Raw genomic sequence first — 25,169 nt, 5'->3', positions numbered from 1 at the left:
TTCTCCTGTAGCCGACGCTGGCGCTAAACCATATCGGTCATATTCTGAAAAAGAATAAAAATTATTAAATAAGTTGCCTGCAAGTCTAAGCAAAGGGTGCTATATCTGTTAAGCGAATTATATTGATAACGCTTATCTGAAAAATAGATATAGATCAAATATAGGTCAGACGCTATGCACTACACCTTGCGGCAGTTGGAAGTCTTTGTGGCGGTTGCCCAGCATGAGAGCGTATCCCATGCGGCGCGGGCGCTGGCCATGTCGCAGTCGGCGACCAGCACGGCGCTGGCGGAGCTTGAGCGGCAGTTCGACTGCCAACTGCTGGACCGGATCGGCAAACGCCTGAAACTCAACGCGCTGGGCTTTCAGCTGTTGCCCAAAGCGGTAGCGCTGCTTGACCGTGGAGAAGAGATCGAAGAGCTTCTACGGGGGCAGAAGGGGGTTGGGTCGCTGGATGTGGGGGCCACGCTGACCATTGGTAACTACCTGGCCACGCTGCTTATCAGTGACTTTATGCAGCGTCACCCCGGCAGTCGGGTGCGTTTAGCGGTGCGCAATACGCGGCATATTATTGAAGGCGTGCGTCAGCACTCGCTGGATTTAGGGCTGATCGAAGGGCAGTGCGATGACGACATGATTATTAGCCAGCCTTGGGTCGAAGATGAGCTGTGCGTGTTTTGCTCGCCGCGCCATCCGCTGGCGGGCCGTGAACATCTGGAGCTTGAACAGTTGCTGCGCGAGGACTGGATAATGCGCGAAGAGGGATCCGGTACGCGCATGACCCTGGAGCACGCCGCCCGCCACCGGCGCAGCCGCTTTAATACCCTGCTGGAGCTAGAGCATACGGAAGGCATTAAGCGCGCCGTGGAGTCAGGTCTGGGGATTGGCTGCGTCTCGCGCCTGGCGCTACGCGATGCTTTTCGGCGCGGGAGCTTGGTGCCGCTGCCCACGCCGGAGTTGGATTTAAAGCGCCAGTTCACGTTTATCTGGCACCGGCACAAATACCTCACCACCGGTGTGCGCGAATTCCTGCGCCTTTGCCGTGAGATGACAGCCGGCGCCAAGCGCAGCGATGATATTACGTTGCCGCCAATTCCTTAATCCCTTAAAACGATGGCAACGCCTTGGCATTAGGCGAGTTTAACGTCAGCGGCGCCTGTGGGTGCTGGGAGAGCTTGAAACTGCCGATGGTGACCGCTAAATGATCGGCTTGCTCTTTCAACTGCTCGGCAGCGGTCGTGGACTCCTCCACCATGGCCGCGTTCTCCTGGGTCATGCGATCCAGCTCTGCAACAGCGATGTTGACTTGATTGATGCCCTCGCTTTGCTCACTGGTGGCCGCATTGATCTCTTCGAGGACATCGGTCACGCGAGTAATGTGAGCCACAATATCCTGCATGGTGGCGCCAGCATCGCGTACGAGAGTGGTGCCGTTATTCACCTTGCTTTGTGAATCTTCAATCAATTTTTGGATATCGTTGGCCGCTTCACTACTACGCCCGGCCAGCTTACGCACCTCGTCGGCCACCACGGCAAAACCACGGCCATGTTCGCCAGCCCGGGCCGCTTCCACTGAGGCGTTAAGTGCCAGCAGATTGGTCTGGAACGAGATGCTGTTCATAAGCGTGACAATTTCACCGATTTTATCCGACGCGTGGGTAATGTCTTCCATTGTGGTGACTACGTTGGCGACAACCTTCCCGCCTTCGTTGGCTACCTCTGAGGCGGTCTGAGAAAGCTTGTTGGCTTCTTTTGCGGATGCTGCCGTGTGTTGAACGGTACTGGTGATTTCCTCAATCGATGCAGAGGTTTGCTGCAGACTAGCGGCCGCGTTATCGGTGCGACGGGATAGATCCTGTCCGCCCATGGCGATCTCATTGGCGGCATGGTGAACGGATTCACTGCTGGTGCGTACATCGATTAATACCGCCTCCATTTTGCTCACGAAGCGGTTGAAAGCACCGCTCATCTGGGCCACTTCATCGCGGCCTTGCTCCGGCAGTCGGCGGGTCAGGTCACCGTCGCCACTAGCGATGTCATCCAGCGCATCCCGGGCTCGTTCAAGACCGGCGAAGGTTCGCTTGAGCCACAGGCTTAGCAGCAGAGCAGTAACGGCGATAATGATCAGTAGCGTGATCAAAGACGAGTGAAGGATAGCGCGAAGGCCGGCAGTGGCCTCGCGTTCGTCTAGCGCGATCCCGAGCTCCCAGTCGGTACCCGCGATGGGCGTCGCTGATAGCCGCTTATCCTGGCCGTCGACTTGAATAGCTTCCCAGCTATCTTGGGTAGCGCTCAGCCGACCGATAACGGCGGGGGTCAAGGTATCACTGATCTGGCTTAGTGGCTTGAGGGTCAGCGCCGTGTTGGGGTGCGCGATCAGCGTCTCGCCGCCACTGCTCAGAAAGGCGAAGCTCGATGGCGTCGGCTGAATGGCATTGACCTGATTGACCAGACTGTCGATCGCCACATCTCCGCCGACCACCCCATACAGGCGACCCTCACGCTTGACCGGCGTGGCAAAGGTAACCACTAAGCGATTGCTGTTGGCATCCACGTAGGGCAGCGAAACGATGGTGCTATCCTGATCCATGGCTGCTTGATACCAGCTGCGCTGGCGTGGGTCGTAGTCATTGGGTGGTATCCAGCCATCGGAAGAAAGGTGGCTGCCATCGGTTTGACCGTAAAAGGCCGCTATGAATCCGCCTGACTCGGCTAACTGTTTTAGGGGTTCGAGAGGGGCATTATCGATCACGGGCGCGCGAGCTGCTTCTAGCATCGCGGCACGGGCAGACACCCACTCTTCAATTGCCAGGGCATTACCCTGTGCGATGGATGCCTGTTGCCGAGTTACCTGCTGCTCGTTGTGAGCTTGCAAGGTCAGATAACTGACGGAGGCGTTGATGGTCAGTGCCAGCGTGATAACCACCAAAGTGATCATCAGAATGCGCAAGCGTAGGGACGACAGCATTAATAAAGTCTCGCTATTAAGGAAAAATGAGGTCAGAAGTTGACCGCTTGGTAAGTAACATCTGCTGTCATGCTATCGGCACCGATGGATACGACTTTAGATGTATGCATTAGCTCGTGCCGTTATAGGCTTGTAAGGGATAAAACACGCGCCAGAGGAAACCGTGTTAATGCAGGGGGATAATGACGTAAGGGCCTCTAAATGAGGCCCCTGCGGATAAAGAGGTAGGTAGACAGCTTAATCACGTTCCGGAGGCAAACGCAGCGTCATTGCACTACCGCCCATTCCTTAGTCCCTCAAAACGACGCCAGCGCTTTGGGCGAGTTTAACGTTAGCGGCGCAGGTGGGTGTTGGGAGAGTTTGAAGCTGCCAATGGTGACCGCTAAATGATCGGCTTGCTCTTTCAACTGTTCGGCAGCGGTCGTGGACTCTTCCACCATGGCCGCGTTCGCCTGGGTCATCCGATCCAGCTCTGCGACAGCGATGTTGACTTGTTTGATACCTTCGCTTTGCTCGCTGGTGGCGGCGTTGATCTCCTCCAAGACATCGGTTACGCGGGTGATATGCGCCACGATCTGCTGCATGGTAGTGCCAGCATTACGCACCAACGTAGTTCCGTTGTTCACCTTGCTTTGCGAATCCTCAATCAGCTTTTGAATATCGTTGGCGGCATCGCTGCTACGTCCGGCCAGCTTGCGCACCTCGTCGGCCACCACGGCAAAACCACGGCCATGCTCGCCAGCCCGGGCTGCTTCCACTGAGGCGTTAAGCGCCAGCAGATTGGTCTGGAACGAGATGCTGTTCATCAAGTTGACGATTTCACCGATCTTATCTGACGCGCGAGTAATGTCCTCCATGGTGGTGACCACATTCGCCACGACTTGGCCACCTTCTCTGGCTACCTCTGACGCGGTCTGAGAGAGTTTGTTGGCTTCTTTGGCGGACGCCGCCGTGTGTTCAACCGTGCTGGTGATTTCTTCGATCGACGCGGACGTTTGCTGAAGACTTGCGGCCGCGTTATCGGTACGGCGGGACAAGTCTTGGCCACCCATGGCGATCTCATTGGCCGCGTGGTGAACCGACTCACTGCTTGTGCGCACATCAACCAGTACATCGTGGATCTTGACCGCAAATGCATTGAACTGAATCGCCAGCTCTGCCCCTTCGTCACGTCCTCGCACCGGTAGGCGCTGGGTTAAATCGCCTTCCCCTGAGGCGATATCACGCATGCGATTAGCCAATTGTTTCAACGGGCGTGAGATGCTGCTTCCCAGTAGCCAACTGGCGATCAGGCCCAGAAGGGCGATAACCAACCCCATGCCAATCATGCCGAGTGTTGAGGCCTCGCGCTGGCTTTCCATTTGCGCTTGCAAGTCATTAAGCCCTGCAAGCACGGCGCTTTCAGGCAGTCGAATCATCAATACCCAGGGGTTACCACTCTCATCAATAGAGAAGGGCCAGTAAAGTTCGGTCATGCCCTGATCAGTGGCTAGCCTGCGTACCTGCTCCCCTTGCTGAGCTTGGGTGATGCCGGCCTGAAGTTCAGCGCTCAGCACATTTTTAGCGCTCTTGCCTAATAGGTCAGGCGCGCTGGTATAAGCCGCCAAGGCGCCTTGGGATGCGATTAAAGCAATTTCCCCGGCACCGTCATAGAGCGATTGATTGGCCTCTTCCAGCAACCCCTGTATGAATTCGACCGACAGATCGACACCCGCGCTGCCGCGAAATTCTCCGTCTACCAGGATGGGGGCGTTGAACGAAGTGACCAGTAATGTCTCACCGTTATAATCATAGAGGTGTGGGTCGACAACACAGCTACGCTTTGTTTCCTTGGTGCATAGATAGTACTCCCCGCGCCGAATGCCATCGGCATCGCGCTCCTGGTTTTCCATATCGCTGCCCAGCGCCAGGACCTCAATATCGCCGCTTTCGGTACGGTACCACCACGGCATAAATCGCCCATCTGGGCCATAACCTTGATCTTCACGCTCGGTAAAGAGTGCGTCATTACCAAAGGCGTTGGGCTCCCAGCCAATAAAAGCGTCGAGGAGTTCGGGATTATCGATAACGGTTTGGCGCACAAGCAACGAAAGCTCGCGACGGCTCATGGTCATCAAGGGCCGCCCATCTTCGTCTTCCTTGCCCAGCATGGCATTGGTATTGGCCAGGCTAGTGGCAAGCGTCAGCGCGTGTTCGAGCTCTCCTCTGATTTCTTCGGTCTGCGCTGTAGCGGTCGCCGTAAGGCGTGCTTCGATATTGCGTTCGAGCAGCTCTTTCGTCTGCCTCTCAACCAGTGCCTGGGAACGCGCATTGGCAATCACCGAATAGATGACCAACGCGGCAACTACCAGCAGGATACAACCACCGACCAGCGTGGCAATGAGGGTGCGCACGGATTTAAAGTTCATTATTGTCAGGTCTCTTCGAGGTGACCGCAGGCGGCGGCAGGGTAGTGAACGTTACAAGACGGCCATTTTCGGTGGGGTAGTTGTCAAGACCAATAATGATCAAGGCTATAGCTATAGCCGTAAGGGGGGGTAATACAGGTGGGGGTCTTGAAGCTGTCAGCATGGTCGCTCTCTAGGTCGAGGGGCTTATCAATACGCAGGTAGCGTAAAAATAAAAAGAGGACCTATTAGCTATCGGCGAGAGCGACCATTTCTTTAATGTTGAGTGAAAATTAGCTTTCAAATATCGCTAGCGTAGATCGCTAACGGCCTCCTGGATATCCTCAAGTGACGCTTTGCTGAGGTCTTTTGACAGCGTATGGATAACAAGCTTCTGTGTGGGGGGATCCAGCTTGTCACGCAGCAGGCCCAGAAACTTGGGGGGCGCCACCAGGATCAGCTTCTCCATGCTGTTGTTCACCCGGGCGTTATACAGGCACTGGGTGACTTCCTTGGCGAACAGCTCATTTTCATGCTTTAAAGCAGTACCCCCTTCGTTCGAGGAACGCGATGTGGATGACGTCGATTCATGTACGTCCGCGCCGGAGCTATCGGTAATCAGGTCGCCTTCGTGCATGCGCCCCTCGGCGTGTACCAGGCTTTGCTTCTCTTCCAGATGAAGCGCATCACGTGTGAAGATACGTGCCCGAGCGGCATCGGCTACCACAATATAGGTTGTCATCATCAAACGTCCTCCGTGTCCTTAAAGGTACCCTAACCATGGCAAGCGTTAGGCGATAGGTCAAACATCGCGATTCATAGGAGCAATGATGTCTATAGAGCTTTACAAAACCCTCCCACGTTGGCGCAATCGCTATCTATTAATGCGCCATGGTCACAGTCAGGCTAATCAGCAGGGCATCATCGTCAGCTCGCCGGAAAGAGGGATAGAGAACTTCGGCCTTTCAGAGGTGGGTGAGCAACAGCTTGCCCAACTTGTCGCCGAGTGGCAGTGGCCAGCGCCCACCCGCGTGGTGCATTCGGACTTCTTACGGACAACTCAAACCGCCGCTCGCGTGGCTACCAGGTTTAGTTTGCTGCCGAGCGTGGATACGCGACTCCGCGAGCGCTACTTTGGCGAGTTGGAGGGGCAGAGTGATGCTCGTTATCCCAGCATATGGGCGTTAGACGCTGAAGATGCCGAGCATACTGAGCATCAGGTAGAAGCATTAAGCGCGGTGGCCCACCGAATGCAGGCCGTAATAGCTGACCTGGAACAACAGGAAGACGACGAAACTATCCTGCTGGTGAGCCATGGTGATCCGCTGCAAATTCTGCTCACGGCGCTGGCTAATAAACCGCTTACCCAGCACCGCGAACAGACGGCGTTACTGCCAGCCAGTATTACTCAGGTAGGTGCTTAGGGGTCTCTGATTAACGCTGTATGGCCAAGCGTAATAGTTAATCAGAGGTGTCTTAGTCCTTGCTGGGCGGTATCCAGGCAATCATATCGACTTCCACATCGGCACCGCCAGCTAAGCCGGTCACGCCAATGCAGGTGCGCGTGGGCAGCGGCTGGGGGAAGTAGCTGGCGTAGACCTTATTGACTTCATCGAAGTGGCCCATATTGGTAATAAACACCCGTGACTGCACCACGTACTCAAATGCGCTGCCCACTTCTTCAAGCACAATGGCCAGGTTCTGCATGACTCGGTGTGTCTGTTCGGTAAACGTGCCCAATAGCATTTCGTTGGTCTCAGGCACCGTTGGCATTTGCCCTGTGATAAATACCAGATCACCGACTCGGCAGGCATGGGAGAAGGGCGCAATCGGCTGAGGGGCGCGGTCAATGAATAGCTTTTCAATCATGCGTGTATCCTGCTTTTGAATCATGTCGTTGCGAGGAGCCTGCGACGAAGCAATCTTGCTTGTAGTGGCAGGCTAACCCCAAGATCGCCGCGCTAATACACAGTGAGCGTGCAATCGCCACACGCTGCTGCTGGCCGCCTTCAGGCGTGCCTCGATATTGCGCTCCAGCAGCTCCTGCGTTTCATCCTTGACCAGCCAGCGCCTGGGAACGGGCGTTGGCCATGACCGAGAAAACCACGAGGGCGGCGACGACCAGCAGTAGGCAGGCCCCCACCAGGGTAGCGATTAAGGTACGAACTGATTTAAATTTCACGTTTTTCTTCTCGATTAATCAGTGATGAAGCTGAGAAGCGGGCAACGGCGGTGGCGCACTGGCGCTGCGCTCATCCTCCAGAGTAAAGGCGCCCACCAGCGTGGCCAGACGGTCGGCCTGTTGTTTCAGTTGTTCGGCAGCGGTGGTGGACTCCTCGACCAGCGCGGCATTCTGCTGGGTCATCTGGTCAAGGTCGCTCACCGCTATGCTGACTTGGCTGATACCGTCGTTCTGTTCACTGGCGGCGGTGCTTATATCGCCAAGCATGTGGTTGACGCGCATGACGCTTTCAGACAGCTCGTGCATGGCGCGTTCGGCATCGTGAACCAGCTTGGTACCGCTTTCGACTTTTTCCATCGACGCGCCGATACGTTGGCGAATATCCGCCGAGGCTTCGCTGCTGCGCGAGGCGAGCATGCGCACCTCTTCGGCGACCACGGCGAAACCACGGCCGTGTTCACCGGCCCGGGCCGCCTCGACCGAGGCGTTCAGCGCCAGCAGGTTGGTCTGGAAGGCGATGCCGTCGATCACCTTGACGATGGCCTGTATCTCGTCGGAGGTGGTGCGGATTTCATCCATGGTGGCGACGACTTGCTCAAAGGCCGCGTTCGTGCGCGATGACAGCTGCGAGGCGGTCTGCGACAGGTCGCTGGCTTCCTTGGAGGCGCTGGTGGTGTGGCCCACGGTGCTGCTGATCTCCTCCATGGCTGAGGAGGTCTGCTGCAGGCTGGCGGCGGCGTTGTCGGTACGCCGCGACAGGTCATGGCCGCCCAGAGTGATTTCGGTGGCCGCGTGGTGGACCGACTGGCTGCTGGCGCGTACGTCGACCAGCACATCGTGGATTTTCACGGCAAAGGCGTTGAACTGCATGGCAAGCTCGGCGCCCTCATCGCGGCCGCGTACCGGCAAGCGCCGAGTCAGGTCGCCCTCGCCCGAGGCGATATCACGCATGCTGTCGGCCAACTGACGCAGCGGCCGTGAGATGCTGGTACCCAGCAGCCACGTGATCAGCAGGCCTACCAGGGCGATCACCAGGCCCATCAGCACCATGCCCCAGGTAGACGCCTGGCTCTGCTCCCGCAACTGGTCCTGTAGTCGATAAAGCCCTGCCATCACGGCATTTTCCGGCAGGCGAATCATCAAGACCCAGGGCGAACCGTTATCGTCGATAGTGAAGGGCCAGTAGAGTTCGACCATGCTCTCTTCGCCACCTTCCTCGGCGCTGTGGTGGCGCACCACCTGGCCAAGCTGCGCCTGGGAAACACGATTTTGCAGCGCGCTATCAAATATGTCTGCTACTGAGCTGCCGAGCGACGCCTGCATGCCGGTATGGGCGGTCAGCGTTCCGCCGGGAGCGATCAACGCCATTTCACCCGCGCCGTCGTAAAGCGACTGGTTGGCCTCATCGAGCACGTTCTGGATAAAGTTAACCGATAGGTCGACCCCGACAATGCCCCGGAAGTCATCGTCTACCATGACGGGGACACTGAAGGAGGTCACGATGACGGTATTACCGCCATAGTCATACGGCGCCGGGTCGACAATACAGGTCGCCTGGGTGTCACGTGGGCAGAGATAGTATTCGCCTAGACGTACGCCGCTGGGCTGCACTTCTTCGCTTTCCATGCCGTCGTCCATTGGCGTGACCTCCATCTCGCCGTTGTCATTGGCGTACCACACCGGGCGAAAGCGGCCATCCTCTCCATAGCCTAGGCCTTCCACACCGGCGTAAAGCGCATCGAGGCCGAACGCATCGGGTTCCCAGGCGCTGTAGGTGGCGAGCAGTTCAGGGTTGTTGATCGCTGCCTGGCGCAACCGCAGGGAAAGCTCGCGCCGGGTCAGGCTCAATAACGGTTGGCCCTCCTCGTCCAATTGACCCAGCATGTTGTTGGTTTCGGCGAGGGTCGTGGCAATCGTCAAGGCGTGGTTGAGTTCGCCCTGGATTTCTTCGGCCCGCGCGGCGGCCACGGCGCTGAGGCGTTCCTCTATATTGCTGTCCATCAGTACCTGGGTCTCATCCTTGACCAGCGCCTGGGAGCGCTTGTTGGCGATGATGGAAAAAACGACCAATGCCACGACGACTAGCAGAATACACCCTCCCACGAGGGTGGTGATCAACGTACGGACAGACTTGAATTTCATATTGTTGTGTCCTTGAGGGCTAATGGGTGCTCAACGGGAAGGCGGCGGCAGTCGGTTATCGTCAGCGGCGGCGCTATCGGCTAGCGTAAAACCCCCCACGAGTTCGGCTAGCCGGTCGGCTTGCTCTTTAAGTTGCTCCGCAGCGGTGGTGGATTCCTCGACCAGCGCGGCGTTTTGCTGGGTCATCTGGTCACTAGCGGCAATGCTGATATCGCCAAGCATCTGGTTGACGCGCACGACGCTTTCAGACAGCTCGTGCATGGCGTGTTCGGCATCACGTACCAGTTGAGTGCCGCTTTCGACTTTTGCCGTCGACGCGCTGATACGCTGGCGGATGTCCGCCGAGGCTTTGCTGCTGCGCGAGGCGAGCGCTGAGGCGTTCTGCGACAGGCTGCTGGCGCGCACGTCGACCAGCACATCGTGGATTTTCACGGCAAAGGCGTTGAACGAGGTGGCCAGCAGCGACTCGCCGTTGTAGTCGTAGATGGCGGGGTCGATGACGCAAGGCGCCAGGGTCTCCTTGGGGCAGAGGTAGTATTCGCCCTCGCGGACGCCGTTGGCCATCTCGGTCTGGCTATCCATGGTATCGCCTAGCGGCAGGACTTCCAGCTCGCCTGTCTCGGTGCGGTACCACCAGGGCATGAAGCGCCCGCTGCCGTCATGGTCATAGCGCTCTTCACCAACATAACGCGCATCGTCGCCAAAAGCGTTGGGTTCCCAGCCGATAAAGGTGTCCAGCAGGGAGGGGTTGTCGGCCACTGTCTGGCGGATAATGTTGGAGAGCTGGCGGCGACTCAGATAAAGCGCCTGGCGGCCTTCTGCGTCGGTTGCGCCCATCAGCGCATTGGTGCGCGCTAGCTGCTCGGCCAACATCAGGGCGCTGTCCAGTTCACCTTGGATACGCTCGCTCTCGGCGGCGGCGATGGCACTCAAGCGGGCGTCAACCGCCGCTTGGGCCTGCTCACGAGTATGCTGATCGACGGTTTCCGCGGTGCGATTGGTCGCCACAAGGTTATAGATGACCAAGGCAGTGACAATGGCCAGCAGGCAAGGGCTGGCAAGAGCGAGCATGTACGTTCGCAACGAACCAAAGTGCATAGTATGTCCTCTAATGTCGGGCGAGCTAGAGCCGCTAAGTAGCCAATCGGTCACGTAGCAGGAGCGCTACCAATCGAAGAGTGAAGTGGTCAGGCGATTTAGTTTTATAATCTAAACGTAGTGCGTTCCCCTACAGCATAGAAGCAAACAATTGTGTCAGGCCGACTTTCGGCGCGACTAAGCCGCTACGACGTTGGCCGCTCCAGGCCACCATAAGGCGCGATACCTGTGCATCAGCGGCCCGCCGGGGTTCTCAGGTTGGTAGTAGCGTCGATAGGGCGGGCCAAGCAGTGGAGTCTTGGCATGGCGGCGCTACCGTATCGGCCAATCAAAGTGTGCCAGCCGTCAGTATTGACACTGCTTATCAGGTTATCGGCTTTGTGCGGCGCATCTTGAAGATTAAAAAGTTGAAACTGCGTTGATCTTGAAAGTAACCCGGTGTTATTTGTCAAGCGCTTGACAGTGTAACTAAGCCTAGAAGCCTGGATGCGTGCGCGGGGCCTGCAGCGTCCTTTTCAGAAGCGCTGGTGATCTCCTCCATGGTGACCACCACGCTGGACACCACGTCACCGCCCTGATTCGCCACCGCCGATGCCGATTGGGAGAGCTTGTTGGCTTCCTTGGCCGAGAATGCCGTGTGCTGCACGTTACTGGTAATCTCCTCGATGGATGCGGAGGTCTGTTGCAGGCTGGCGGCGGCGTTGTCGGTGCGTCGCGATAGATCCTGGCCGCCCGAGGCAATGTTGTCCATGGCGTTGCGCACGACCCAGACAGCGGGACGGGTAGCCGATGCGCTAGGACTCACCATGACACCGGACGAACGGCTGCGCGAGCGCCAGTTCGGGGCACTGGAGGGGCTCGGCGATGAACACTACCCGAACGTATGGGCCCTGGATGCCATGGGCGACGAGCACAGCGCGTTTCAGGTCGAGTCCCTGCAGTCCGTGGCGGCCAGGATGAAGGCCGTCATCGACGCATTCGAGAGAGAGCACCGTGGCGAGACACTGCTGATCGTCAGCCATGGTGATCCGCTGCAAATTCTGCTCACGGCGCTGGCTAATAAACCGCTTACCCAGCACCGCGAACAGACGGCGTTACTGCCAGCCAGTATTACTCAGGTAGGTGGCTAGGTGGCGTCTTTCGCAGGCGGTATCCAGGCAATCATATCGACTTCCACATCGGCACCGCCTGCTAGGCCGGTCACGCCAATGCAGGTGCGCGTGGGCAGCGGCTGGGGGAAGTAGCTGGCGTAGACCTTATTGACTTCATCGAAGTGGCCCATATTGGTAATAAACACCCGTGACTGCACCACGTACTCAAATGCGCTGCCCACTTCTTCAAGCACAATGGCCAGGTTCTGCATGACTCGGTGTGTCTGTTCGGTAAACGTGCCCAATAGCATTTCGTTGGTCTCAGGCACCGTTGGCATTTGCCCGGTGATAAATACCAGATCACCGACGCGGCAGGCATGGGAGAAGGGCGCAATCGGCTGAGGGGCGCGATCTATAAACAGCTTTTCAATCATGTTGTTATCCTTTTTTGAATCATGTCGTTGCGAGGAGCCTGCGACGAAGCAATCCTGTGTGTAGTGGCAGGCTAACCCCAAGATCGCCGCGCTACGCTCGCGATGACAGGTGAGTGGTTCGCTATTTTTTAAGCCACTTAACCATCATGGGCCTCAAGCGAGGCCCATGATGGTGTATTAATCCACAGCCGCCTTGTCGCTGCCGCTGTGGATTAATGCCCCAGAATCTGGCTCAGGAACAGCTGAGTACGCTCCGACTGCGGGTTATTGAAGAACGGTTCTGGCGCGTTCTCTTCAATGATTTGCCCTTGATCCATAAAGATCACTCTGTCAGCCACCTTTTTGGCGAAGCCCATTTCGTGGGTGACACAGATCATCGTCATGCCCTCTTCCGCCAGCTCGACCATAACGTCCAGCACTTCCTTGATCATCTCGGGATCAAGGGCAGACGTGGGCTCGTCAAACAGCATCACATCGGGGTGCATACACAGTGAGCGGGCAATCGCCACGCGCTGCTGCTGGCCGCCTGAAAGCTGTCCTGGATACTTAGTGGCCTGCTCGGCAATGCGCACCCGCTCAAGGTACTCCATGGCCAGCGCTTCGGCCTCTTTGCGCGGCTTTTTTTGCACCCACATCGGCGCGATGCAGCAGTTTTCCAGCACTGATAAATGCGGGAACAGATTGAAATGCTGGAACACCATGCCGACGCTGCGGCGAATCTGCTCAATACGCTTGACGTCTTGGGTCAGCGGTAGACCGCCCACCACAATCTCACCTTTCTGGTGTTCTTCAAGGTGGTTGATGCAGCGAATCAGCGTTGACTTGCCGGAGCCCGAAGGGCCACAAACGACAATCCGCTCGCCGCGCTTTACTTCAAGGTAGATGTCCCGCAGTACGTGAAAATCGCCATACCATTTGTTGACGTTGCGCATCTCAACCATCAGTTCAGACGCGTTATTGGTGGCTGCTTGTGTCATGTTGAAATCCTACTCAAAATCGAAAGAAAGCGGCATGAAGCGTTGTGAATAAGCCTATTGCTTATGGCCGGTATTGAGCTTGCGTTCCAGGTACTGGCTATAGCGCGACATGCTGAAACAGAAAATCCAGAAGATGAACGCGGCAAATACATACCCCTCGATTGAGAAGCCCAGCCAGCGCGAGTCGGCAAGCGCCGCTTGCACAATGCCCAACAGGTCAAACAGCCCGATGATCATCACCAGGGTGGTGTCTTTAAACAGCGAGATAAACGTATTGACGATACCGGGAATCATCATTTTCAGCGCCTGGGGCATGACGATGAGCCCCATGCGCTTCCAGTAGGTCATTCCTAGCGCCGCAGCGGCCTCGTCCTGGCCTTTGGGTATCGCCTGCAAGCCACCGCGAATCACCTCCGCCATATAGGCGCTTTGGAATAGCGTCAGGCCAATCAACGCGCGTACCAGGCGATCCACGCTGAGTTCTGAAGGCAGGAACAGCGGTAGCATCACCGAGGCCATAAACAGAATGGTGATCAGCGGCACGCCGCGCCAGAACTCGATAAAAATCACGCAGAAGGTCTTGACGATGGGCATGTTCGAACGTCGCCCGAGCGCTAACACAATACCAATCGGTAGTGCCCCTACCATGCCCACCGTGGCCAGTAGCAGGGTCAGCATCAGACCGCCCCAGCGGTGGGTCGACACACGTGGTAGATCAAAGTAGCCGCCATGCAGCAGCACGTAGGCGATCACCGGGAAAACCAGCAGTGCAAACAGTGCCATCCAACGCTTAAACGGCAGGCGTGGGATCACCATCCAGGCAATAATGGCCGCGAACATGGCAAACACGATATTGGCGCGCCAATACTCCTCGCTGGGGTAAAGGCCATACATAAACTGGGAAAACCGCGCGTTGACGAATACCCAGCAGGCACCCACGCGTGAGCAGTCTTCACGGCTATCGCCCACCCAATCGGCGTCAATGAACGCCCATTGAATGGTTGGCACCACGAGTAGATACAGCACATACAGGCCTAATAGCGTAAAGATGCTATTGACGGGGCCGTTGAACAGATTGCCGCGTAGCCAGGCTACAGGGCCAATGGTGCCTTTCGGGGCCGGCTGCTGAGGTATGGTTTCTTTATTGTGAATCATGGGGTCGCCTCCGGCCTAGCGTTCTACCAGTGCAACGCGAGCGTTGAACCAGTTCATGAACATGGACACCAGCAAGCTGATGATTAGATAAACCGCCATGGTCATGGCAATCACTTCGATTGCCTGACCGGTCTGGTTGAGCGTGGTACCGGCGAAAACCGAAACGAGATCGGGGTAGCCGATGGCGGTGGCCAAGGAGGAGTTTTTAATCAGATTAAGATATTGGCTAGTGAGCGGTGGAATGATGACGCGCATTGCTTGGGGAATCACTACCAAACGTAAGACTAACTTGCGCGGCAAACTCAATGCCTGGGCGGCTTCCGTTTGGCCGTGTGGAATGGCCTGGATGCCCGAGCGAACGATTTCGGCAATAAACGAGGCGGTATAGATAGACAGCGCCAGCCACAGGGCCAAAAATTCGGGAATGATGGTAACGCCACCGCCGAAGTTAAAGCCGCGCAGTACCGGCATTTCCCAAGTGACCGGGACACCGGTGGCCACCAATACCAGCAATGGCAGGCCAAAAATAATCACCAGCGACATCCAGAAAACCGGCAGGCGCTTCCCGGTGGCCTCGTGGCGGCGCTTGTTCCAAATGACCAGGGCAATGCTGGCAATGATGGCTACCACAAAGGTAGCGGGAATTAGCCCAAAACCTGATTCGAACAACGGTTGAGGCAGGTAGAGCCCGCGAACGTTCAGGAAAATGGCTTCACCAAACGCCATGCTATCTCTGGCACTGGGAAGTGAGCGTAGTACTGCGAAGTACCAGAAGAAAATTTGCAGCAGCAGCGGGATGTTACGAAAGGTTTCGATATAAGCGTTGGCTAACTTAGCAATCAGCCAATTGGGCGATAGCCGTGCAATACCGACGATAAAACCAATAATCGAGGCAGCTAACACCCCCAAGCCTCCGACCAGCAGCGTATTGAGCAAACCGATCACAAAGGTACGGCCGTAGGTGCTCTGGGAGGAGTACTCGATTAAAGTTTGACCAATACCAAAGCCGGCTGTGTTGCCCAGGAAGCCAAAGCCGGTCGTGATGCCGCGGGCATTCAGGTTGGCTTGGGTATTGCCGATAATATAGATCAGGAAAGCCGCAACAACGGCGACTAAAATGAGCTGAAAAATAAGTGCGCGCTTGGCGCGGTCTCGCCAAAACGGCGGCTTTTGGCCGACGGGGCGAGCGTTAGGTCTTACAGACATGGGTGGCGTCTCCGCGATACGGAAGGTCAATCAGATGGCCCGCCTATTCCCTTTTAACAGAAACCTGTGAAGAGGGCGGCGGGCCGGGGTCAAGCGAGACGCTTAGCGAATCGGGGGAGCGTACTGGAAGCCACCGTCGTTCCACAGGGCGTTGACACCGCGCTCAATTTCCAGCGGAGAGTCCATACCCACGTTCCGTTCGAAGCTTTCAGCGTAGTTACCTACTTGGCTAATAATGTTGTAAGCCCAGTCTGCTTCAAGACCCATGCCCTCGCCGTAGTTGCCGTCTTGGCCTAGCAGGCGAGCAACATCGGGGTTGTCAGAGTTGAGCATCTCTTCAGCGTTTTCGCTGGTCACGCCGTACTCTTCAGCGTTAATCATCGCAAACAGCGACCATTTCACGATGTTGAACCAAGTGTCGTCGCCCTGACGAACCACAGGGCCCAGCGGCTCTTTGGAGATCACCTCAGACAGAATCATTGAGGCTGAGGGATCGTCTAGCTGAATACGTAGTGCGGCCAGCTGAGAGGTATCGGAGGTCAGAACGTCACAGCGGCCAGCCTGATAGCCACCCACGGTTTGCTCAGAGGTATCAAATACGATCGGGTTGAATTCCATGCCGTTAGCACGGAAATAGTCAGCCAGATTCAGCTCGGTAGTGGTACCCGATTGAATACAGATGGATGCACCGTCGAGCTCATCGGCACCGGTAATGCCCAGATCGCGAGAGACCATGAAGCCCTGACCGTCGTAAAAGTTAACGCCGGTGAAGTTTAGGCCCAGAGTGGTGTCACGGGTCGTTGTCCAGGTGGTGTTGCGTGAAAGTACATCAACTTCGCCAGACTGTAGTGCAGTGAAGCGCTCTACCGCATTGAGAGAAATGTAGTTAACCGCGTCTGCATCGCCGAGTACCGCTGCCGCTACTGCGCGGCAAACATCAACGTCCAGGCCCTGCCAGTTACCGTCGTCATCCGGCGCTGAGAAGCCCGGCAGACCATCACTCACACCGCACTGAACGGCGCCACGCTCAATGGTATCTTCCAGGGTATCGGCTTGAGCAGTTGCTATTCCCGCCAGGCTGAGTGAGCCAGCAGATGCCAGCAGCACTAGGTGTTTTTTATTGAGCATTTAGTTTCCCTCGAAGTTATTGAAATCAGCTATTGAAATCAGTTATTGAAATCAATGTTTGAATTAGTTGTGCATGCCGTAGCATGTAACTAAACCTAGCAAGGAAGATGCCAACGAGGGTATATGCGTTAATTCAGCGCTTTTCAACGCTACTCAACGAATTAGAGACGAACGTCTAGATGCAAAAAAAGTTACCTAACGCCTCGCATTGCACCGTTGTAGAGCAGCGCGAGGCAAAAGGTGACAAAAATAAGGCGATGGGTAGAAGTTACTTGGCCGTGAAAGCCCTGCGCATAAACGGCGGTAGCGCGAGTGCGCCGCGATGGGCTTCGACACTGTAGTATTCAAGCGGTAGTGCGTGGCTTGCCGCCGCCTGCTCGCGAAAGGCATTAACGTCGATGGCCTTACCTGCCAACGTCACGCTCCACCAGCCTGACGGGTACACTGGCTGGGGGAACGGCAGCGTGGCGACGCTATCAAAACCGGCTTCCTGCATGTCGTTACGCAGCTCACGGATGATCGAACCGCTGTGATACAGCGGTGACTCGCTCTGCTGCACTATTACGCCGCCGTCTTTTAAAATGCGGTGGCAGCGCTTTAGAAAGTCGGTTTTAAACAATCCTTCAGCAGGCCCAACCGGGTCGGTGGAGTCGATAATCAGCACATCGATGCTCTCATCCGGTGCATCGTCTACCCATTTCACGCCATCGGCGAACAGTAGCTCGGCGCGGGCATCGCTATTCGATTCAACCAGTGATGGAAAGAAGCGCTCAGACGCTTTCGTGACCTCTTCGTCGATATCAATCTGAGTTACTTTTTCAACACCGGGGTGACGCAGCACCTCTTTTAAGGTGCCGCAGTCGCCACCACCGATAATGACCACTCGCTTGGGATCTTGGTGGGTAAACAGCGCCGGGTGAGCGATCATCTCGTGATAAAGAAAGTTGTCGCGATCGGTCAGCATCACGCAGCCATCCAGCACCATCAGGTTGCCGTAGGTCTCGGTGGCGTAAACCTCCAGGTGCTGGTACTCGCTCTGCACATCCAGCAGCTTTTCAGAGATCTTCAGTGAGAAGGCGCTACCGTGGCTATTAAAGACTTCGGTAAACCACTGGTCGTCGCGTAAATCGCTCATCAATTGGCTCCTGAGTGCTGTGCATTTGTGTGCATCGGAATATCGCGGTGATACTGCGGGCTTAACTCGTGCAGCGCCTCCATAAAGGCGGTGACGTTGTCGGGGTTGGTAAACTGACTGATACCGTGGCCCAGGTTAAACACGTGGCCAGGGCCGTGGCCGTAGCTCTCCAGTACTCGGGCCACTTCGGCGCGGATAGCCGAGGGACGGGCAAACAGCACGTTGGGGTCGAGGTTACCCTGCAGTGCGACCTTGTGGCCAACGCGGGCACGGGCATCGGAAAGCTCAGTAGACCAGTCTATACCCAGCGCATCGGCACCGGCACAGGCGATATGTTCAAGCCACTGGCCGCCGTTTTTAGTGAACAGGATCACCGGTACGCGGCGTCCATCGTGCTCGCGGATCAGACCAGAGACAATCTGTTCCATATAGCGCAGCGAGAATTCCAGATACGCGGGCGTAGACAACGCGCCGCCCCAGGTATCAAAAATCTGCACCGCTTGAGCGCCCGCACGAATCTGCGCGTTCAGGTAGTCAGTCACCGCGTGGGCCAGGGTATCCAGCAGTTGATGCATGGTGTCTGGCGTATCATAGAGCATGGTTTTCAGGTGGCGGAAATCCTTGCTGGAACCGCCTTCGACCATATACGTCGCTAGCGTCCAGGGGCTGCCAGAGAAACCAATCAGTGGCATACGGCCATTCAATTCGCGACGAATGGTCGACACCGCACGCATTACGTAATCCAGATCGCGTTCTGCGTCGGGCACACCTAACGCGGCAACCTCTTCCTGGGTGCGCACGGTTTTACGAAACTTGGGGCCTTCGCCGGTTTCAAAATAGAGCCCAAGACCCATGGCATCCGGAATGGTTAAAATATCCGAAAAAAGGATGGCAGCATCGAGTGGGTAGCGCTCCAAGGGCTGTAGGGTGACTTCGCAGGCCAGGTCATGGTTACGGCATAGATCCATAAAGCTGCCTGCATCGGCTCGACGGGCGCGGTATTCCGGCAGGTAGCGGCCCGCTTGGCGCATCATCCATACCGGGGTACGGTCAACGGGCTTACGCGCGAGCGCGCGAAGGAATCGATCATTTTGCAACGGTGTGGAAGTCATAGACACTTGCTCTTAAGAAATTTGCCCGTATCGTACTTGAGATAGGTACTGAGAACTGCATGTTCAGGCGTACTTGGGAACGTATGCGTGCAATTGTACTTGAAGATAAGCGCTAGGGCGGCGTACGAAGTGGCAAAATCGTCGCACCCGATCAATTTTTCTCGTTTAATTAGCCGATTTTAGCGTCTCCGCCAACGTGAGGCGTGCGCCGCTTCCTGTTAGAATACTGGCCCACTTTGCCAACACTGGTGTGGTTAACTGGTTTGGTCAATCAGCGAGGTAACCTGTGACCATTCGCTTCATTGCCGCTTCCCGGCTGCCCACGCCCTGGGCAACATTTACTATGCATGGCTTCGAAGATGAGGCCACTGGCAAGGATCATATCGCCCTAACGCTGGGTGATGTGACCGGCGACGAGCCGGTATTGGGGCGGGTGCACTCCGAGTGTTTAACCGGTGATGCGCTATTTTCCATGCGCTGCGACTGCGGCTACCAGCTTCAGGAAGCGCTTAAACGCATCGCCGAAGAGGGCCGCGGCGTCCTGTTTTATCTGCGCCAAGAGGGGCGCGGTATTGGCTTGCTAAACAAGATTCGCGCCTATCACCTGCAGGATCAGGGTGCTGATACGGTCGAGGCTAACGAGCAGCTTGGTTTTGGCGCCGACATGCGTCGCTACGACCTGTGCGTGCCAATGCTCAACCATCTAGGCATTACGTCACTGCGATTAATGACCAACAACCCGCGTAAGGTGGATGCCCTCACCCGTGATGGTGTGAATGTCGTCGAACGGCTGCCGATCACCACCGGTCTGAATCCTCATAACGAACAGTACCTCTCAACCAAAGCGGGCAAGCTCGGTCATATGATGGCGTTGGATGATTTTACCCACGCCAGCGATGTGGATATTGAGCGTAAGGGGTGAGAACCCTAGGTTAAAGAGGTAACGCTGTCGCAAACTTTGCTTTTTTTTAACCTTTTTACTCCGCCATCTGAGCTATGTTGATACGTAGCGGGATGCTAATGACGGATAAAACGTTTAAGGAGAGGCGACGATGAAAGCGCTATGTTGGCACGGCAAAAACGACGTTCGGTACGATACCGTGCCGGATCCGGAAATTGAGCATCCCCGCGATGCTATTATTAACGTCAGTAGCTGTGCTATCTGCGGCTCCGATCTCCATCTTTACGATCATTTCATACCCGGTATGCAGTCAGGCGATGTCCTTGGACATGAGTTCATGGGCGAAGTGATGGAGGTTGGAAGCGAAGTAAAGAATCTAAAGGTGGGTGATCGGGTAGTGGTTCCCTTCACCATCTTCTGCGGTGAATGCGAGCAGTGCCAGCGCGGTAACTATTCGGTTTGTGAGCGCTCTAACCGTAATAAAGACTTGGCCGATAAGGTGTTTGGCCATGGTGGCGCAGGGTTGTTTGGCTACTCTCATCTCACTGGCGGATACGCGGGTGGTCAGGCAGAGTTCGTTCGCGTACCTTTTGCCGATACCACGCACATTAAAGTGCCCAGCACCCTCACCGATGAACAAGTGCTATTCCTTGGTGACATCTTTCCCACTGGTTGGCAGGCGGCGGTACAGTGCGACATTCAACCTACCGATACGGTGGTGGTCTGGGGCGCTGGCCCCGTAGGTCAGTTTTGTGTTCGCAGCGCTGTACTTTTAGGTGCAAAACAAGTGGTGGTCATCGATAACGTTCCCGAGCGGCTCTCCATGGCAGAGGCGGGCGGGGCTATCACCATCAACTTTGATCAGGAGAGCGTCCTTGGGCGGCTGCAAGACCTGACCAATGGTAAAGGGCCGGAAAAATGTATTGATGCGGTGGGTCTCGAAGCGCATTCCACGCGATCACTGGACTCTATTTACGATCGCGTAAAGCAAGCCATGCTGATGGAGAGCGATCGTGCCCATGTACTGCGCGAGATGATCTACGTATGTCGTCCCGCTGGGGTGCTATCAATTCCCGGCGTCTACGGCGGCCTAGTCGATAAGATCCCCATGGGCGCGTTAATGAACAAAGGGTTGACCGTTCGCACCGGCCAAACACACGTTAATCGTTGGACTGATGATCTGCTGCGTCGTATTGATGAAGGCCAGATCGACCCCTCGTTTGTTATCACGCATTCGGTGGGGCTGGATCAAGGCCCCGAAATGTATAAAACCTTCCGCGATAAACAGGATGGGTGCGTCAAGGTGATCCTCAAACCTTGAACAAACCGACAAGGAGGTAAGTATGCATAATCAATCAGACATGACCCAATCGCTAAGCCCATCAGACAAGCTTGCCCGGGGGCTTGGCTGGCTAAGCCTTGGGGTTGGACTTTATCAATTGTTAGCGCCCGGTAAAATTACCCAACAGCTTGGTATGGAAGGCAGTGAAAACGGCATGCGTGCCTGTGGGGTAAGAGGAATAATGAGTGGTATCGGTGCGCTTTCGGATAACCCCACTCCCGCTATATGGAGCCGCTTGGGAGGCGACGTAATCGATCTTGCCGTGCTCACCTATGCCTTGAATGATGAGCGCAACACAAAGAAAGAGAACGTGTACCTGGCATTAACTGCCGTGGGTATTCTCACCGCAATCGATTGCGCTTGCGCCAAGGCTTTGAGCAAACGGCATGCCTATCAGGGCGGTGTTACTCCCGACTACAGCCATCGCAGCGGTTTTCCCCAGGGGCTGGATAGCGCGCGGGGCGCCGCACTGGATTTTGATGTGCCCGCCGACATGAAGGATGCCTTGCCTTCTCCCACCCTATAACTGGATGCGAGAAAGTGACTCAGGCGAAGATTCAGCCGAACCTGGTAACGAATCTGGGTTCGGTTTTTATATTTCTGTATGAAAAACTACCGTAAAAAACGTCACACGATGAAATGTCATTATTATATTGCTTGAATAGACTATCAGGAAAGGAGACTAGTTGAAGGACGCTTATATGAACGACACCGACCCAGTGCTTGATGAGTTCAGTCTTGAAGAAGAGCGCCTGCACAGTATCACCCACGGTATCGGGGCTGTGCTCAGCCTGGTGGGGATGGTGGTACTGCTGGCGGCAGCGAGCTTTGCGGCCCATGTCGATCCATGGAAAATTGTCAGTCTGAGCCTTTACGGCACCACGCTTGTCCTGCTGTATACCGCTTCGACCCTTTACCACGGCATCCCTCACCCGCGCTGGAAGCAGCGCTTTCAGTTACTCGATCACTGTGCGATTTATCTACTTATCGCAGGGACTTACACACCCTTTTTACTCGTCAATATGCGCGGCACTACGGGCTGGATCTTATTTGTGGCCGTGTGGACGCTGGCGCTGGCGGGCATTGCCTGCAAATTGTTATGGCCTCAACGCTTTTCGGTATTACGCGTAGCGATTTATTTGCTTATGGGCTGGATGATCGTGCTGGCGTCAGGCGAGATGGCGGCGAGTTTATCGAAAACCGGTATCGTCCTGCTTGCCGCAGGAGGGATTACCTACACACTAGGGGTTATCTTCTACGCCGTGCGTGCTATTCCCTACAACCACGCCATCTGGCATCTGTTTGTGATTGGCGGCAGTGTCTGTCACTACTTTGCCGTTTATAGCGCCGTTCTGCCTCACGTTTCGGCTGCTTAGGGTTTGTACCTGACGTCGAGTCACGACCTTTTAGCTTTGCCTACCTATTAGATGGCTTTTTAACGGGTCAAAAATACCTGTAAGTCAGAGAATCCCTCTGTAAACTAAGCCGCAAACTTAAGTTTTTGGATGTTAAGCCGAAAGTAGTATTGGGGTTAGGTGCTGACCTGAATGTATTTAACGCCGAATGGCCTGAAAAACCACAGCGGGTTCGCATAGTGATGTCTATCGCCACACCCAAAACGACATTCAACAAGATTTTCCAACAAGAGGATTGTCATGAGCACTGTTAACAACGCCCACGACACGACCATGCCGTCGGTACTGGGCAAAAAAGACAGTACTGATGAAATGGTGCATCGCATAGGCCACTTGACGCGCCTGCTGCGGGACAGCATGAAAGAGCTGGGCTTAGATCAGCAGATTAGCCAGGCGGCGCAAGCGATACCGGATGCCAATGACCGGCTCAACTATGTTGCTTCAATGACCGAGCAGGCAGCAGAGCGGGCATTAAATGCCGTTGAGCGTGCGCAACCCGTACAAGACAGCCTTGAGGAAGAGGGCGCTGCGCTTAATAAGCGCTGGCAGGTAGCGGCAGCCAAGCTCGCGGCGGTTGAGGGCGATCCTAAACTCGTCGAGGATACCCAGGACTTTTTGAACAGCAAGCTTCCCAGCGCAACCGGGGCGACGCAAAAAGAGCTGCTTGAAATCATGATGGCTCAGGACTTCCAGGATCTCACCGGCCAGGTGATCAAGAAAATGATCGAAGTCATCAAGCTAATCGAAGAGCAGCTTGTTCAGGTGTTAGTCGATAATGTGCCCAACGTTACCGATGGCGTTAAGCTTGAAGATGATCGCGATGAACATGCCAAACTGCGTAATGGGCCACAGGTGGGTAAAGACAAAACAGATGTGGCAACAGGACAGGATCAAGTAGACGATCTACTTGATGAGCTTGGCTTTTAGGGGTATTTAGACCCGCAAACAACCGTTGCTATGCGCTGCCAGCAACGGCTTTGAAAGCGTTTAGATGACCGATTAACCCTTCGCGGCTGCTTGCTCTTTCTCAATTGCCTTAGCCATCGCGGGGCGTCGTATGTGGCGTTCGCGATAGGCCATCAGCGGTTCGGGTAGGCGGTGCTTCATGCTGATTGCCCACGATAAGGTATGGGTTAAAAACAGATCCGCGAGGGTAAAGGTATTACCCACCAGGTTTTCTTGCCCGTTATAGCGGCGCTCTAGTGCGCTTAGCGCACGCTGAAACTCCCAAGCACAGGTCGGTAAAATAGCGGGAACCCGCCTATCTGTGGGCAGGGCAAATTTATGTTTGGCCTGATTCCATAATGGCTGCTCAATTTCCGTGACAATAAAGCTGAGCCACTGGTCGACCTGAGCGCGAGCGGCGGGGTCGCTGGGCAGCAGCGTACCATCGCCATACTGCTCCGCCAGGTAACGGCAAATCGGCGCCGATTCAAATAGGGTTAGTTCACCATCCTCAATCACCGGCACCTTGCCGTCCGGGTGGCGCGCCAAATGTTCTGCCGTTTGGCCCTCGCCTTTATCCAACGCCACGTGCTGGCACTGATACTCCAGCCCTAGCTCCTCAAGCGTCCACGCTGCGCGTAGTGAGCGGGAGTGGGGAAAAGTGTATAGCGTGATCATGGCGTGCTCCTGGCGAAAAAATCGATGCTTTAATTTAGCGGGCGTTAACGTCGCTGTCGATTATCTCGATGTTATCTATTAGAGCTATCTATTAGAGCTACCTCTAAGCGCTACCCCGCGCCTCCCGGATCCGCTCGTAAGCGTTGCCGATTTCGCTGGTGCGCGCTTGAGCGACCTCACGCATGCTTTCGGGCAGGCCTTTGCCAGCCAGTTTGTCCGGGTGGTTTTGGCTCATCAGTCGGCGGTAGGCTTTTTTGATCTCGCTGTCGCTGGCGTCTTCAGAAACCCCAAGCACGCGGTAAGCATCTTTGAGGGCCTCTTCGCTGGCGCCCTGGGAGTTGGCGGCGGCGCCGTGCAGCATCGCTTCGATCTGTTGAACTTCCGCATCGCTGCAGCCTACGCCCCGGGCAACACGCAGAATCATCTCGTGCTCTGCGGGGTGGAGCACGCCGTCAGCCGCAATAGCCGAGAGCTGAACCTGGATAAATACCTGACGCAGAACCGGCTGGCGCTGGGTGAGGCGGTTAACGTTGGCCAGCTCGGCATCCAGATTAAAGTCATCGGCGCGGCCACGCTCGAAAGCGGCGCGTGCCTTGGCACGCTGTTCGCCCTGGAGGTGCATCTGGTCAAACAGCTTTTCGGCAATGTCCAGCTCGCCGTCGGTGACTTTGCCATCCGCTTGGCACAGGCAGCCCATCACCGAGAAGATCGACTCCAGAAAGCCTTCCTGGATGCGCATCCGCGCGATATTCAGGCGACGGCTAAGGCGTTTGCCTAGCCACCAGCCCAGGCCACCGCCAATCAACAGCCCTACCGGGCCACCAAACGCAAGGCCAATCAAGGCGAAGATAATAATTAGAAATAGCATATTGA

At 55.8% G+C, this 25,169-nt stretch carries 24 protein-coding genes and 1 pseudogene; 8 read left to right on the top strand and 17 right to left on the bottom strand.

From position 1 onward, the window contains the following. Positions 1–174: 174 nt before the first annotated feature. Entirely contained in the window at positions 175–1,101 is a 927-nt protein-coding gene (locus QT231_RS03880; protein WP_308335616.1) for a LysR family transcriptional regulator, read from the top strand. Between the two features lie 4 nt (positions 1,102–1,105). Here the strand turns inward: QT231_RS03880 and QT231_RS03875 are convergent, their stop codons facing one another. The 3 genes from QT231_RS03875 to QT231_RS03865 form a co-directional block, all read right to left on the bottom strand. After that, positions 1,106–2,968, bottom strand: coding sequence for a methyl-accepting chemotaxis protein (locus tag QT231_RS03875; RefSeq protein WP_308335615.1), 1,863 nt, complete (start codon positions 2,966–2,968; stop codon positions 1,106–1,108). A gap of 296 nt (positions 2,969–3,264) precedes the next feature. Next, on the bottom strand, positions 3,265–5,376 hold the full coding sequence (locus tag QT231_RS03870) for a methyl-accepting chemotaxis protein (RefSeq protein WP_308335614.1): 2,112 nt from the start codon (positions 5,374–5,376) through the stop codon (positions 3,265–3,267). A gap of 289 nt (positions 5,377–5,665) precedes the next feature. Continuing rightward, the gene (locus QT231_RS03865; RefSeq protein ID WP_308335686.1) at positions 5,666–6,097 is read right to left on the bottom strand and encodes a host attachment protein; all 432 of its coding nucleotides are present in this window, start codon (positions 6,095–6,097) and stop codon (positions 5,666–5,668) included. Between the two features lie 88 nt (positions 6,098–6,185). Here QT231_RS03865 and QT231_RS03860 point away from each other — a divergent pair, with 88 nt between their 5' ends. After that, entirely contained in the window at positions 6,186–6,779 is a 594-nt protein-coding gene (locus QT231_RS03860) for a histidine phosphatase family protein (protein WP_308335613.1), read from the top strand. A gap of 52 nt (positions 6,780–6,831) precedes the next feature. On the opposite strand, the gene QT231_RS03855 is transcribed toward QT231_RS03860, so the two are convergent. The 5 genes and pseudogenes from QT231_RS03855 to QT231_RS03835 all read right to left on the bottom strand — a co-directional run. Continuing rightward, positions 6,832–7,224 (bottom strand): Rid family detoxifying hydrolase, encoded by a 393-nt coding sequence (locus tag QT231_RS03855; protein WP_308322082.1) that lies wholly within the window; start codon positions 7,222–7,224, stop codon positions 6,832–6,834. A gap of 181 nt (positions 7,225–7,405) precedes the next feature. Then, positions 7,406–7,537, bottom strand: coding sequence for a hypothetical protein (locus QT231_RS03850; RefSeq protein ID WP_308335612.1), 132 nt, complete (start codon positions 7,535–7,537; stop codon positions 7,406–7,408). A gap of 18 nt (positions 7,538–7,555) precedes the next feature. Continuing rightward, positions 7,556–9,679: a methyl-accepting chemotaxis protein gene (locus QT231_RS03845; RefSeq protein WP_308335611.1), complete on the bottom strand. Its 2,124-nt coding sequence runs from the start codon at positions 9,677–9,679 to the stop codon at positions 7,556–7,558. 30 nt (positions 9,680–9,709) lie between these two features. After that, the gene (locus QT231_RS03840) at positions 9,710–10,750 is read right to left on the bottom strand and encodes a hypothetical protein (RefSeq protein ID WP_308335610.1); all 1,041 of its coding nucleotides are present in this window, start codon (positions 10,748–10,750) and stop codon (positions 9,710–9,712) included. A gap of 538 nt (positions 10,751–11,288) precedes the next feature. Continuing rightward, a pseudogene (locus QT231_RS03835) lies at positions 11,289–11,525 on the bottom strand (chemotaxis protein); the annotation flags it as partial. On the opposite strand from QT231_RS03835, the gene QT231_RS03830 reads away from it, so the two are divergent. Further along, the gene (locus tag QT231_RS03830) at positions 11,443–11,907 is read left to right on the top strand and encodes a histidine phosphatase family protein (RefSeq protein WP_308335609.1); all 465 of its coding nucleotides are present in this window, start codon (positions 11,443–11,445) and stop codon (positions 11,905–11,907) included. The pseudogene QT231_RS03835 and the gene QT231_RS03830 sit on opposite strands and share 83 nt — an antisense overlap. Here QT231_RS03830 and QT231_RS03825 read toward each other — a convergent pair. The 7 genes from QT231_RS03825 to hemE form a co-directional block, all read right to left on the bottom strand. Continuing rightward, positions 11,904–12,302 carry a Rid family detoxifying hydrolase gene (locus QT231_RS03825; RefSeq protein WP_308335608.1) on the bottom strand — a complete coding sequence of 133 codons (399 nt, stop codon included), beginning with the start codon at positions 12,300–12,302 and terminating at the stop codon, positions 11,904–11,906. The two genes, QT231_RS03830 and QT231_RS03825, sit on opposite strands and share 4 nt — an antisense overlap. A 212-nt stretch (positions 12,303–12,514) precedes the next feature. Continuing rightward, on the bottom strand, positions 12,515–13,279 hold the full coding sequence (locus QT231_RS03820) for an amino acid ABC transporter ATP-binding protein (protein WP_308335607.1): 765 nt from the start codon (positions 13,277–13,279) through the stop codon (positions 12,515–12,517). A 54-nt stretch (positions 13,280–13,333) separates the two neighbouring features. Continuing rightward, positions 13,334–14,434, bottom strand: coding sequence for an amino acid ABC transporter permease (locus QT231_RS03815; protein ID WP_308335606.1), 1,101 nt, complete (start codon positions 14,432–14,434; stop codon positions 13,334–13,336). A 15-nt stretch (positions 14,435–14,449) separates the two neighbouring features. Further along, positions 14,450–15,640: an amino acid ABC transporter permease gene (locus QT231_RS03810; RefSeq protein ID WP_308335605.1), complete on the bottom strand. Its 1,191-nt coding sequence runs from the start codon at positions 15,638–15,640 to the stop codon at positions 14,450–14,452. 102 nt (positions 15,641–15,742) lie between these two features. Next, the gene (locus QT231_RS03805; protein ID WP_308335604.1) at positions 15,743–16,768 is read right to left on the bottom strand and encodes an amino acid ABC transporter substrate-binding protein; all 1,026 of its coding nucleotides are present in this window, start codon (positions 16,766–16,768) and stop codon (positions 15,743–15,745) included. A 268-nt stretch (positions 16,769–17,036) separates the two neighbouring features. Beyond that, positions 17,037–17,903 (bottom strand): polyamine aminopropyltransferase, encoded by an 867-nt coding sequence (gene speE, locus QT231_RS03800; RefSeq protein WP_308335603.1) that lies wholly within the window; start codon positions 17,901–17,903, stop codon positions 17,037–17,039. Next, positions 17,903–19,015, bottom strand: a complete 1,113-nt coding sequence (gene hemE, locus QT231_RS03795) for a uroporphyrinogen decarboxylase (RefSeq protein WP_308335602.1) — start codon at positions 19,013–19,015, stop codon at positions 17,903–17,905. The genes speE and hemE overlap by 1 nt, the downstream gene beginning before the upstream one ends. A gap of 286 nt (positions 19,016–19,301) precedes the next feature. Here hemE and ribA point away from each other — a divergent pair, with 286 nt between their 5' ends. From ribA to cheZ, 5 genes are all read left to right on the top strand, one after another. After that, on the top strand, positions 19,302–19,937 hold the full coding sequence (gene ribA / locus QT231_RS03790; protein ID WP_064235670.1) for a GTP cyclohydrolase II: 636 nt from the start codon (positions 19,302–19,304) through the stop codon (positions 19,935–19,937). Between the two features lie 130 nt (positions 19,938–20,067). Further along, entirely contained in the window at positions 20,068–21,237 is a 1,170-nt protein-coding gene (locus QT231_RS03785) for a zinc-dependent alcohol dehydrogenase (protein WP_308335601.1), read from the top strand. A 22-nt stretch (positions 21,238–21,259) separates the two neighbouring features. After that, complete coding sequence (locus tag QT231_RS03780) at positions 21,260–21,784, top strand: hypothetical protein (RefSeq protein ID WP_308335600.1); 525 nt, start codon at positions 21,260–21,262, stop codon at positions 21,782–21,784. A 175-nt stretch (positions 21,785–21,959) separates the two neighbouring features. After that, positions 21,960–22,634 (top strand): hemolysin III family protein, encoded by a 675-nt coding sequence (locus QT231_RS03775; RefSeq protein ID WP_308335599.1) that lies wholly within the window; start codon positions 21,960–21,962, stop codon positions 22,632–22,634. Positions 22,635–22,913: 279 nt separating this feature from the next. Further along, positions 22,914–23,600: a protein phosphatase CheZ gene (gene cheZ / locus QT231_RS03770; RefSeq protein ID WP_308335598.1), complete on the top strand. Its 687-nt coding sequence runs from the start codon at positions 22,914–22,916 to the stop codon at positions 23,598–23,600. A gap of 72 nt (positions 23,601–23,672) precedes the next feature. Here cheZ and QT231_RS03765 read toward each other — a convergent pair whose 3' ends face one another. Then, complete coding sequence (locus tag QT231_RS03765) at positions 23,673–24,296, bottom strand: glutathione S-transferase family protein (protein ID WP_308335597.1); 624 nt, start codon at positions 24,294–24,296, stop codon at positions 23,673–23,675. A gap of 103 nt (positions 24,297–24,399) precedes the next feature. Beyond that, entirely contained in the window at positions 24,400–25,164 is a 765-nt protein-coding gene (gene djlA, locus QT231_RS03760; RefSeq protein WP_308323902.1) for a co-chaperone DjlA, read from the bottom strand. Positions 25,165–25,169 lie beyond the last annotated feature (5 nt).

Source organism: Halomonas sp. SpR1 (genome assembly GCF_031010175.1).
Lineage (GTDB): Bacteria > Pseudomonadota > Gammaproteobacteria > Pseudomonadales > Halomonadaceae > Vreelandella.
Note: the sequence above shows the minus strand (reverse complement) of the source record. Positions and strands in the feature narration are given on the sequence as shown.

Coding starts and splice junctions, on each gene's coding strand:
- QT231_RS03865 (WP_308335686.1), bottom strand. CDS start 6,097: ATGACAACCTATATTGTGGTAGCCGATGCCGCTCGGGCACGTATCTTC.
- speE (WP_308335603.1), bottom strand. CDS start 17,903: ATGAGCGATTTACGCGACGACCAGTGGTTTACCGAAGTCTTTAATAGC.
- QT231_RS03855 (WP_308322082.1), bottom strand. CDS start 7,224: ATGATTGAAAAGCTATTCATTGACCGCGCCCCTCAGCCGATTGCGCCC.
- QT231_RS03875 (WP_308335615.1), bottom strand. CDS start 2,968: ATGCTGTCGTCCCTACGCTTGCGCATTCTGATGATCACTTTGGTGGTT.
- QT231_RS03820 (WP_308335607.1), bottom strand. CDS start 13,279: ATGACACAAGCAGCCACCAATAACGCGTCTGAACTGATGGTTGAGATG.
- QT231_RS03785 (WP_308335601.1), top strand. CDS start 20,068: ATGAAAGCGCTATGTTGGCACGGCAAAAACGACGTTCGGTACGATACC.
- QT231_RS03825 (WP_308335608.1), bottom strand. CDS start 12,302: ATGATTGAAAAGCTGTTTATAGATCGCGCCCCTCAGCCGATTGCGCCC.
- QT231_RS03830 (WP_308335609.1), top strand. CDS start 11,443: ATGGATGCGGAGGTCTGTTGCAGGCTGGCGGCGGCGTTGTCGGTGCGT.
- hemE (WP_308335602.1), bottom strand. CDS start 19,015: ATGACTTCCACACCGTTGCAAAATGATCGATTCCTTCGCGCGCTCGCG.
- QT231_RS03840 (WP_308335610.1), bottom strand. CDS start 10,750: ATGCTCGCTCTTGCCAGCCCTTGCCTGCTGGCCATTGTCACTGCCTTG.
- QT231_RS03860 (WP_308335613.1), top strand. CDS start 6,186: ATGTCTATAGAGCTTTACAAAACCCTCCCACGTTGGCGCAATCGCTAT.
- QT231_RS03780 (WP_308335600.1), top strand. CDS start 21,260: ATGCATAATCAATCAGACATGACCCAATCGCTAAGCCCATCAGACAAG.
- QT231_RS03870 (WP_308335614.1), bottom strand. CDS start 5,376: ATGAACTTTAAATCCGTGCGCACCCTCATTGCCACGCTGGTCGGTGGT.
- QT231_RS03805 (WP_308335604.1), bottom strand. CDS start 16,768: ATGCTCAATAAAAAACACCTAGTGCTGCTGGCATCTGCTGGCTCACTC.
- QT231_RS03815 (WP_308335606.1), bottom strand. CDS start 14,434: ATGATTCACAATAAAGAAACCATACCTCAGCAGCCGGCCCCGAAAGGC.
- QT231_RS03845 (WP_308335611.1), bottom strand. CDS start 9,679: ATGAAATTCAAGTCTGTCCGTACGTTGATCACCACCCTCGTGGGAGGG.
- QT231_RS03775 (WP_308335599.1), top strand. CDS start 21,960: ATGAACGACACCGACCCAGTGCTTGATGAGTTCAGTCTTGAAGAAGAG.
- djlA (WP_308323902.1), bottom strand. CDS start 25,164: ATGCTATTTCTAATTATTATCTTCGCCTTGATTGGCCTTGCGTTTGGT.
- cheZ (WP_308335598.1), top strand. CDS start 22,914: ATGAGCACTGTTAACAACGCCCACGACACGACCATGCCGTCGGTACTG.
- QT231_RS03880 (WP_308335616.1), top strand. CDS start 175: ATGCACTACACCTTGCGGCAGTTGGAAGTCTTTGTGGCGGTTGCCCAG.
- QT231_RS03810 (WP_308335605.1), bottom strand. CDS start 15,640: ATGTCTGTAAGACCTAACGCTCGCCCCGTCGGCCAAAAGCCGCCGTTT.
- QT231_RS03765 (WP_308335597.1), bottom strand. CDS start 24,296: ATGATCACGCTATACACTTTTCCCCACTCCCGCTCACTACGCGCAGCG.